The organism is Micromonospora sp. RTP1Z1 (assembly GCF_033804685.1).
In the GTDB taxonomy this organism is placed as follows: domain Bacteria; phylum Actinomycetota; class Actinomycetes; order Mycobacteriales; family Micromonosporaceae; genus Micromonospora.
In genome coordinates this window covers 1-9,391 of record NZ_JAPFQV010000110.1, presented here as the reverse complement: position 1 = coordinate 9,391, position 9,391 = coordinate 1, and the positions used below count along the sequence as shown (strand labels likewise).

General features: G+C 75.4%; 11 protein-coding genes and 1 pseudogene. 6 read left to right on the top strand and 6 right to left on the bottom strand.

The features are described 5' to 3' along the window. From SLP03_RS30985 to paaK, 4 genes are all read right to left on the bottom strand, one after another. Positions 1-431 (bottom strand): hypothetical protein (locus SLP03_RS30985; protein ID WP_319464190.1); only part of this gene is annotated, 431 nt, incomplete at its 3' end. 158 nt (positions 432-589) lie between these two features. Continuing rightward, positions 590-1,492: a dienelactone hydrolase family protein gene (locus SLP03_RS30980; protein ID WP_319464189.1), complete on the bottom strand. Its 903-nt coding sequence runs from the start codon at positions 1,490-1,492 to the stop codon at positions 590-592. Between the two features lie 87 nt (positions 1,493-1,579). Beyond that, positions 1,580-1,999, bottom strand: coding sequence for a hydroxyphenylacetyl-CoA thioesterase PaaI (paaI, locus tag SLP03_RS30975; protein WP_319464188.1), 420 nt, complete (start codon positions 1,997-1,999; stop codon positions 1,580-1,582). Between the two features lies 1 nt (position 2,000). Further along, positions 2,001-3,308 (bottom strand): phenylacetate--CoA ligase PaaK, encoded by a 1,308-nt coding sequence (paaK, locus tag SLP03_RS30970; protein WP_319464187.1) that lies wholly within the window; start codon positions 3,306-3,308, stop codon positions 2,001-2,003. Between the two features lie 442 nt (positions 3,309-3,750). On the opposite strand from paaK, the gene SLP03_RS30965 reads away from it, so the two are divergent. The 5 genes from SLP03_RS30965 (at position 3,751) to SLP03_RS30940 (ending at position 6,746) form a co-directional block, all read left to right on the top strand. Next, on the top strand, positions 3,751-4,224 hold the full coding sequence (locus tag SLP03_RS30965; protein WP_319464186.1) for a CrcB family protein: 474 nt from the start codon (positions 3,751-3,753) through the stop codon (positions 4,222-4,224). Next, positions 4,221-4,583 carry a fluoride efflux transporter CrcB gene (crcB, locus tag SLP03_RS30960; RefSeq protein ID WP_319464185.1) on the top strand — a complete coding sequence of 121 codons (363 nt, stop codon included), beginning with the start codon at positions 4,221-4,223 and terminating at the stop codon, positions 4,581-4,583. The genes SLP03_RS30965 and crcB overlap by 4 nt, the downstream gene beginning before the upstream one ends. Before the next feature lie 100 nt (positions 4,584-4,683). Beyond that, the gene (locus SLP03_RS30955) at positions 4,684-4,842 is read left to right on the top strand and encodes a hypothetical protein (protein ID WP_413644771.1); all 159 of its coding nucleotides are present in this window, start codon (positions 4,684-4,686) and stop codon (positions 4,840-4,842) included. Between the two features lie 94 nt (positions 4,843-4,936). Beyond that, the gene (locus tag SLP03_RS30950) at positions 4,937-5,686 is read left to right on the top strand and encodes a DUF1223 domain-containing protein (protein ID WP_319464184.1); all 750 of its coding nucleotides are present in this window, start codon (positions 4,937-4,939) and stop codon (positions 5,684-5,686) included. Between the two features lie 355 nt (positions 5,687-6,041). Beyond that, a complete protein-coding gene (locus SLP03_RS30940; protein ID WP_319464183.1) occupies positions 6,042-6,746 on the top strand; it encodes an MBL fold metallo-hydrolase in 705 nt (234 codons plus the stop codon). Positions 6,747-6,781: 35 nt separating this feature from the next. Here SLP03_RS30940 and SLP03_RS30935 read toward each other — a convergent pair whose 3' ends face one another. Together SLP03_RS30935 and SLP03_RS30930 are read right to left on the bottom strand one after the other, a co-directional pair. Beyond that, entirely contained in the window at positions 6,782-7,120 is a 339-nt protein-coding gene (locus SLP03_RS30935; RefSeq protein ID WP_319464182.1) for a hypothetical protein, read from the bottom strand. Between the two features lie 90 nt (positions 7,121-7,210). Continuing rightward, positions 7,211-8,389 carry an MFS transporter gene (locus SLP03_RS30930; RefSeq protein WP_319464191.1) on the bottom strand — a complete coding sequence of 393 codons (1,179 nt, stop codon included), beginning with the start codon at positions 8,387-8,389 and terminating at the stop codon, positions 7,211-7,213. 206 nt (positions 8,390-8,595) lie between these two features. On the opposite strand from SLP03_RS30930, the pseudogene SLP03_RS30925 reads away from it, so the two are divergent. Continuing rightward, a pseudogene (locus SLP03_RS30925) lies at positions 8,596-9,391 on the top strand (LacI family DNA-binding transcriptional regulator); the annotation flags it as partial.

Below are 9,391 nucleotides of genomic sequence, written 5' to 3'. Positions count from 1 at the left end.
ACCTGCTCCCGCTTGTCGGCGGCAACCCGGCCGTCGCCGAGGCGTACGTCCGGGCGCTCACCGAGGACGGCGGCGCGGCGGCCGGGCGGGTGCCCGACCCGGTACGCCGGATCGTCGACGCCCGGCTGGACCGGCTGGACGGCGACCACCGGGCGGTGCTGATGGCCGGCGCGGCGCTCGGCGCCCGGTTCGCCGCCACCACGGTCGAGCGGCTGCTCGGCTGGACGGCGGGCCGCGCGGAGCCGGCGCTGCGCTGGCTGGCCGCCCAGGGTCTGCTGGCGCGCGCGGCCTGCGGCGGCTGGGCGGTCGTCGAACCGGCGGTGCGCCTGGTCGCCTGCGCCAGGCTGCCCCGCGCGGTACGCGCCGAGTTCGCCCGGCTCGCCGGCGTCGCCCAGGAAGCCGCCGGCACGGCCGCGGCCGCCGGTCAGCACGGTCCCGGGGTCGACGCAGGCGCCCGGCGCAGGCGGACCGGCCCGGGCCGATGGCTCGTCGACTCACGGCCGGCCCGGACCGGCGGCCGGCAGCCGGTCGGCGCCATCGGGCCGGTCCACCCGACAGCACCCCCCGCGGCCCGGTCGACCGGGACGGATCAGGTGCCGGCCGGCGGGGCGGACCAGGCGGCGGGTCCACCCGGACCGGCCGGCCGGGTGGGGTCCCCGGCGGGGAACGCTCGGCCCGGTGCCGTTCCGTGGGGCGTGGTCCCGGCCGGCGACGGGTTCGGCCTGACCGTCGCGGTCGGACGGAGGACGACGCGACGCTCCGGCCCGGACGGGACCGGGTGGACCGGTACACCGAGCGGCGCGGCCGGTCGGCCACCGACACCCGTGGGCGCCCGGGCGCCGGTCCGCCGCGTCGCCTGAGGCCACGGGTCAGGCGGCCGGTCGACCCGCCGGCATCTGGTGACCGCGACCCGACCGCCGGACGGTGAGCGGTCGGCGAGGAACGCCAGCGCGCGTTCCCAGGTCCGCTCGGCGGCCACCGGGTCGTGGTCGGACACGTCCGGGTCGGTGTAGAGGTGCCCTGGCCCCGGGTAGCGGTACACCGACAGGTCGGCCCCGGCGGCGGTCATCGCCCGCTGCCACTCGTCCACCTCGTCCGGCGGCTCGTACTCGTCGGGGTCGGCGAGGTGCAGCTGCACCGGCAGCCCCGGAAGCACCGCCTCGGGCGCGCCCGCGGTGCCGTGCAGCAGGAGCAGGGCCGCCGCCGCGGGCCGCTCGGCGAGCAGCGCCCCGGCCACCCCGGCGCCCATCGAGAAGCCGGCCAGCACCGTCTCGGCCGGCAGTTCCCGCGCCGCGGCGCGGGCCCGATCGAGCACCGTGTCCCGGCCGACCTTGTCGAGCAGGGCGAAACCCTCCTCGACGGTCTCCACCGCCGGCAGGGCGTACAGGTCGGGGGTGACCACCTGGTGCCCGGCGGCGCGCAACCGGTCGGCGGCGGCGAGCACGGCGGGGCGCAGGCCGTAGACGGAATGCAGGAGCAGGATCTGTCCCATCCGGCCATCGTGCCGCAGACCTGCGACGCGGCGGCCGCGCCGGGCCGTGGGGCGGGCCGGCGACGCACGGAGGCCGGAGCCAGCCGTTCAGCTCGGCTCGGCGCCGGACGCCAGGGTCCGGCTGCGGCCCCGGAACTCGGCGACCACCTCGTCCTGCCGCCAGACGGTGACGTCGTAGATGCCGCTGCGGCCGTAGCGGGTGCGCTCGGTGGCCCGGGCCTCCAGCAGGTCACCCTCGCGGACCGGGCGGAGGAAGCTGATCTCGCCGCCGGCGGCGACGGTCACCGGCCCGTGGCTGTTGCAGGCCAGCGCGAACGCGGTGTCGGCGAGCAGGAAGACGAAGCCGCCGTGGCCGATGGCGTGGCCGTTGAGCATGGCCGCGGTGACCCGCATGCGGGCCACCGCCGCGCCGTCGCCGGCGGAGACCAGCTCGATGCCGAGCCCCTTGGAGGCCACGTCGGCGTCGAACATGTCGTGCGCCGCCGTACGGTCGCCGCGCTCCCCCATGTCAGCTTCCCCGCCGCTGGTCGACGATCCGGCGCATCTTGCCCATCGACCGTTCCACCCCGTCCGGCTCGATCACCTGCACCGCGACGCTGACCCCGATGGTGTTCTTGACCTGCTCCACCAGCGCCGCCCCGGCCCGCGCGGCCTCGTCGGCGGCCACCCCGGCCCGGCGCTCCACCTTGACGGTGAGCGTGTCCATCCGGCCCTGCCGGTCCAGCACGCACTGGAAGTGCGGCGACAGCGCCGGGGTACGCAGGATCAGCTCCTCGATCTGGGTGGGGAAGACGTTCACCCCGCGCACGATCATCATGTCGTCGGTCCGCCCGGTGATCTTCTCGATCCGGCGCATCGTCCGGGCCGTGCCGGGCAGCAGCCGGGTGAGGTCCCGGGTGCGGTAGCGGACCACCGGCATGGCCTCCCTGGTCAGCGAGGTGAGCACCAGCTCGCCCCGCTCGCCGTCGGGCAGGACCGCGCCGGTGACCGGGTCGATGATCTCCGGGTAGAAGTGGTCCTCCCACAGGTGCAGGCCGTCCTTGGTCTCCACACACTCGACGGCCACCCCGGGGCCCATCACCTCGGAAAGCCCGTAGATGTCCACCGCGTGCATGTCGAGCCGCTGCTCCATCTCCCGGCGCATGTCCTCGGTCCACGGCTCCGCGCCGAAGATGCCGACCCGCAGCGAGGTGGACTTCGGGTCGACGCCCTGGCGTTCCATCTCGTCCACGATGGCCAGCATGTAGCTGGGGGTGACCATGATGACGTCCGGCTCGAAGTCCCGGATCAGCATGACCTGCCGCTCGGTCATGCCCCCGGAGACCGGGATGACCGTGCACCCCAGCTCCTCGGCGCCGTAGTGCGCGCCGAGCCCGCCGGTGAACAGGCCGTAGCCGTACGCCACGTGCACCCGGTCGCCGGGCCGGCCGCCGGCGGCCCGGATGGACCGGGCCATCAGCCGGGCCCAGGTGGTCAGGGCGTCCTTCGTGTACCCGACGACGGTGGGCCGGCCGGTGGTGCCGGACGAGGCGTGCAGCCGGGCGATCCGCTCGCGGGGCACGGCGAACATGCCGAACGGGTAGTTCTCCCGCAGCTCGGCCTTGCCGGTGAACGGGAAGCGGGCCAGGTCGGCCAGCTCCCGGCAGTCGTCGGGGTGGACGCCCGCCGCCTCGAAGGCGCGACGGTAGTGCGGCACGTTGTCGTACGCGTGCCGCAGCGACCGGCGCAGCCGGTCCAGTTGCAGCGCCCGCAGCTCGTCGACGCCGGCCCGTTCGACGGGCTCCAGCTCCTCCAAACGAGGGGTGCGGTCCTGCACGGTTGCCTCCTGCGCGACGCGTCCCCGACGCGGCTCCGACGCCGGGCGATGCTGCGTACCGTACGCCCGTACCGGGTTGTCGTGCCAGGTCAGGGGGCGCGGACGGGCCTGGACCGACGGCGTGGGGCCCGGGAGCGGCGGCGTGGGTCAGCGGGCGGCGGGCAGCCGGTGCAGCGTGTCCACCAGCGGCGCCAGCTCCGGTCGGGCTGGGCGTGCTCCTGGTCGCCGAGCGGCTGGCCCGACGCACGCCGGCCCGCCCGGCGGCCCCCGCGGAACTGGTCAACGCAGCGGCCTGAGGCACGGCGGACCACCGGACACGGCGTGGGGTTATCCTCGGCTGACAAGCGGCGGTGGGGCCCGCCGTCCCGGGTCACGCCGGGAGAACCGCGACACGCTCGCCAACGGTCCCTGCCAGTGATGCCCGTCCTGGTGGGGAGGCACCGTGACACCACCGCCCGAGTTCCGCATCGATCCGGACGTCGACCTGCACGTACCCGCCGACCGGACGGAGCTGACCACCCACCCCAAGGCGGTGCTCGGCGCCATCGCCGCCGGGGGCGTGCTCGGGGCGCTGGCCCGGGCCGGCATCCAGTCCGCGTTCCCGCACGCCCCGACCGGCTTCCCGTGGGCCACCTTCGGCATCAACCTGGCCGGCTGCCTGCTGATCGGCGCGCTGATGGCGGTGATCGCGGCACGACCGGTCCACCCGCTGGTCCGGCCGTTCCTCGGCGTCGGCGTGCTCGGCGGCTTCACCACCTTCTCCGCGTACGCCGTCGACGCCCAGCGGGCGGTGACCGCGGGCGCCGCGGGCACCGCGCTGGCGTACCTCGCGGCGACGCTGGTCGGCGCGCTGCTGGCCGTTTGGGTCGGGGACGCGGCGGCCTCCCGCCTGCTGTCGCGGCGGGAGGCGCGGTGACCGTCCTGCTGATCGCACTCGGGGCGGCGCTCGGCGCGCCGCTGCGCTACCTGACCGACCGGGCCGTGCAGGCCCGGCACGACTCGCCGTTCCCGTGGGGGACGCTGACCGTCAACGTGGCCGGGTCGCTGCTGCTCGGCGCGGTGGCCGCGCTGCCGGCCGCGCCGGCGGTGACCGCGCTGGTCGGCACCGGGTTCTGCGGCGCGCTGACCACCTGGTCCACGCTCAGCTACGAGACGCTGCGGCTGACCCGGGAGGGCGCCGGATTCCACGCCCTGGCAAACGTGCTGGCCAGCGTGGTCGCCGGGCTGGGCGCGGCCTCGCTCGGCTACGCCCTCGGCCATGCACTGACCGGCTGAGCCACCGCCACGCGCCCGGCCCGCCGGCCACCGCCGCTGGCTGCTCGGGGGCCGCCCCGGAGAAGGCGACCCGGTCCGGTGGGCGCTGGCGCCGTGCCGGATGACCTCCAGCGTGATCGGCGGGACCCGCCGGCCACACGCCGTGGAGTACGCCATCAACCGACTTAAACGCAACCGCGCCGTCGCCACCCGGTTCGACAAACTCGCCGTGCGCTACGAAGCCACCATCCACCTCGCCGCCATCAACGAATGGCTGTGACCGACTTCGACACAGGCCCCAGAAGCGCGGGCATGGTGGCGGTCGTAACGGGAAGGCCAGCGCCGCCAGCAGGACTGACCGAGGAGGCGGCGCCGTGGCGGACACATCGCGCACAGGGTCGGGTAGTGGACACCCGGCGGCGGGTGGTGGCTTCGCCGTCGTGGAGATGTTCACCTCCCAGGGCTGCAACAGCTGCCCTCCCGCCGAGGAGGTGCTGTCCGAGATCGACCGCGACGCCCGGGAGCGGGGGCAGCCCGTCTACGCCCTCGGCTTCCACGTCGACTACTGGGACCACCTGGGCTGGGCCGACCCGTACGGCGACCCGGCGCACACCCTCCGGCAGGAGGCTTACTCACGCGCTTTCGGCTCCAGGGGGTTGTACACGCCGCAGATGGTCGTCAACGGCACCGTCGAGTTCGTCGGCTCCGACCACCGGCAGGCGTCATCAGCGATCAGGTCCGCCCTCACGGAAGCAGCTGCCACGTCGCTCGCGCTGTCGATCGAGGACGTCGCCGAGGGCACGGGCGGCGGGCGCCGGGTGGTGGTGGACTATCAGGCCGAGCGACCGCCGGAACGGGCGGTGCTGAACGTGGCGGTCGTTGAATGTGGCCTGGAGAACGACGTCCCCCGGGGTGAGAACGCCGGGCGGAGGCTGCGGCAGGACGGCGTGGTACGCGCCTTCACGTCCGCGAAGTTGGACCTGGGGCGTGGGCGGGTCGAAATCGCGGTGCCGCCGGACCTCGATCCACGACACGCCTCGGTGGTCGGCTACGTGCAGAACGACGGTGACAAGGCCATCGTCGGCGCCGCGGCCGTCGACGTGTCGGCGGAACGACGGACATGACCCTGCAACTCCCCCTTTTCCGCGCCCCGGCAGCGTGCTGATGAGCGCGGGGGGTCGTGCAGTCCACCGACACGTCCCAGACGACCCGCCCGGCCGCGTTGGCCAAGGCCTGCAACGCGGTCAACGCCCGCTGTCAGGTCGAACCGCCTCGTCATCGCTACGGTGTCCACGAGATCTCCGGTTTCAGGTTCTGCTTGGTCGCTGAACCATCTACCGGAGACCTCGCCCATTCCCGATCACCGACACGCACTCAACCCCGTCAGAGCAGCTCAAGCGCCGACGAAGACTTCGACACAGCCCCCAGCATCGGGTCGACCGTGGACCGCCGACCGTCGCCCAGTGAGGAATTGCCACCGTGACGCTCCGACATGTCGCCGGCCGGGTGTGGCTCCTTCCCGGCGATCCCGACCCGGGCGCCGTGCGCCCCGGCGTGACGGTCGTCGCCGACGACGCGGGGAGTGTGATCGTCGACGCGGGGCAGAGCCCGGCGCACGCCCGGGAGGTCCAGGCGGCACTGGGCGCGGCCGGCCTCCCCGAGGCGCGGTGGCTGGTCTACACCCACCACCACTGGGACCACGTCTGGGGCGCCTGCGCCTGGCCGGACGTCGAGATCGTCGGTCACGTCGCCGGCGTCGAGCCGCTGCGCGCCGAGGCGGCCCGCCCGTGGAGCCACCGCTATCTGCGCGAACAGGTCCGCGCAAACCCGAGGCTCGGGCCGAGCTTCCGGGCCCGGGCGCTCGCCGTGGACTCGTGGGCGGATTTCGTGGTGCGGCCCCCGACCCGCACCTTCACCGACGAGCTGAGCCTGCCCACCGGGGTGCGGGTGCGGCACGTGGGGGGTCGGCACGCGCCGGACTCGTCGGTGGTGCTGGTGCCCGACTCGGGGGTGCTGCTGCTCGGCGACTGCTGGTACCCGCCGCCGTTGCACCTGCGCGAGCCCGACGACGGCCCCGACCTGGCCATGGCGTACGGGCTGCTCGACGCCGACGTCGAGTGGTACGTCTCCGCCCACTCCGACCCGATGACCCTGGCCGAGGCGCGCGCGGCGTTGGCCGGCTGACCGGGCGGCGCCGCTGGGCCCGCCCGGACGAGCGGTCAGCGGGCGCGGCGCTCCGGGTGGGCCCGGTTCCAGGCCCGCATCCGCTCCGGGTAGCCGGTGCGGGCGGCCTCGTACAGCGGGATCGCGTGCCGGTTGGCGATCTTCGCGGCGGCGCGCGGCGAGCCGGTCCGGCGGCGGATCCACTCGCCGTCGTGCGCGATCGCGACCACGGTGGTGTCGGTCGCCGTGGTCTCCGGCTCCAGGTAGAACTCCACGCCCCGGCGGCTGGTCACGAACGCCTCCAGCGCGGCCAGGTCCTCCCCGGTCGCCTCGCGGTCGAGCTTGGTCGGGGTCGTCGAATCGGCGGCCCGGGGCCGCCGGCTGAACCAGCCCATGTCGGCTCCTCTCCTCGGCGTCCCTCCCAGTGCAGCACTCCTGCCTGGAAATCGGCTGCGAGCCGGGTGTGGGTGCGCTGACCGCCGGGGTCAGCGGGCCGGTGGGCGCAGCACCGGGACGAGGGCAAGGGTGGGCAGCAGCAGGACCGGCACGACCAGCAGCGCGCGCAGCGTGCCGACGTGGTCGCCGAGCAGCCCGAGCAGCGGCGGCCCGCCCAGGAATGCGGTGTAGCCGATCACCGCGACCACGCTGACCCGGGCCGGGGCCCGGTCCTCATCGTCGGCGGCGGCGCTCATCCCGACCGGGAAGCCGAGCGACGCACCGAGCCCCCAGAGCGCGACGCCGACGATCGCCAGCGGCCCGGAGCCGGCCAGCACCGCCAGCGCGGCCCCGGCGGTGGCGAGGCCGATGGTGCCGAGCAGCACCGGCACCCGTCCCCAGCGGTCGATGGCCACGGTGCCGGCGGTACGGCCGAGCGTCATGCCGATCACGAAGACGCCGAAGACGGCGGCGCCGACCGCCTCGCTGACCCCGTACCCGTCGACGAAGGCGACCGCCAGCCAGTCGTTCGCGCTGCCCTCGGTGAACGCCATCACCAGCACCAACAGGCCGACGAGCAGGGTGCGCGGCTCCCGCCAGGCGGCCAGCTGCGCCCGCCGTCGGGCCGCCGGCTCCGCCGAGCCGTCGGCCTCCTCGGCGGCCGGCAGGAAGGACCGGACGCCGACCAGCGTGCCGACCAGCACCACCGTCGCCAGCACGATCAGGTGCACCCCTACCGGTACGCCCACCCGGGCCGCCCCGGCGCCGATGCCCGCCCCGGCCACCGAGCCGAGGCTCCACGCGGCGTGAAACCGGGGCAGGATGGTCCGGCCCAGCCGCTTCTCGACGGCCGCGCCCTCGATGTTCATCGCCACGTCGCAGGCGCCTGAGCCGTAGCCGAGCGCGAACAGCCCGACGGCGACCCCGGCCAGCGAGCCGGCGAGCCCGGCGGAGAGCCCCACCACGGTCATGCCCACCGCGACGAGCAGGGTCGACGTCGCCACCGTCCGGGCCGGCCCGAGGCGCTGAGCGACCAGGCCGGCGGTCGGCATCGCCAGCAGCGCGCCGACGGACATGGCGAGCAGCAGCAGGCCCAGCCTTCCGGCGCTCAGTTCGAGGGACTCCTTGACCGCGGGGACGCGGGAGAACCAGGTGGCCACCGCCAGCCCGTTGAGGGCGAACACGACGGCCACCCCGGTACGGGCGGCGAGGACCGGCCGCGGGACCATCCGCCGGTCGGCGGTCGGGGTGTCGGTGGTGCTGCTCACAGCGCTGTCTTCCTCTCGACACGGGACTGCCTCGCCGACGATCGCACACCTGAGAGCGCTACCACCACAAGCCGGCTCCGCCCCTTACCGGCGACCGCCACGAACCGGCATGATGCCGGAATGGGCCGGGCGCGGGGGCCGGCCGGGGACGGGTGGAGGACGACATGATCACGCCGACGACACGCCCGGCCACCCTCGACGACGTCGCCCGGGCGGCCGGGGTGTCCCGGTCGACCGCCTCGCGGGTGATCGCCGGCACCGGGTTCGCCTCGCCGGCCGCCCGGGACCGGGTCGTCGCCGCCGCCGACCGGCTCGGCTACGTGCCGAATCCGGCGGCCCGCGCCCTGGTGCGCGGGGCCGGGGTCCGGCTGGTGATCGCCGTATCCGGCGCCGACACCTCGGTCCTCGACGACCCTTACGTCGACCGGGTGGTGGGCGCCGCCGCCCGGGTCTGCGCGCCGCACGGGATCGGGGTGGCCCTGGAGTGGCTCTCCCTGCGCGCACCCGCGGGCCTGCGGCGGCTCGGCGAGGACCGGGGCGTCTGCGGGGTGGTGCTGGTCAACACCACCGAACAGGTGCTGGACGCGGTGCCGGCCGGCCTGCGCGGCCGGGTGGCCTCGATCGGCATCGGCTCGGCGGCCGTGCCCTCCTTCGACGTGGACAACGGCGGGGGCGCCGACGCGGTGCTGCGCCACCTGTACGACTCGGGCCGCCGCCGGATCGCCATGGTCACCGTCCGGCCGGCCTGCCGGTGCGGCTGGTCGCCGGTGACTTCAGCGCCGCCAGGGGCGGCCGGGCGGCGCTGGAGGTCCTCACCCGGTGGCCGGAGACCGACGCGATCTTCGCGGCCAGCGACGCCACCGCGCTCGGCGTGATCTCCGCGCTGCGGGGGCTCGGGATCCGGGTACCCGGCGACGTGGCGGTGGCCGGGTCCGACGACATCCCGTACGCGGCGGTCAGCAC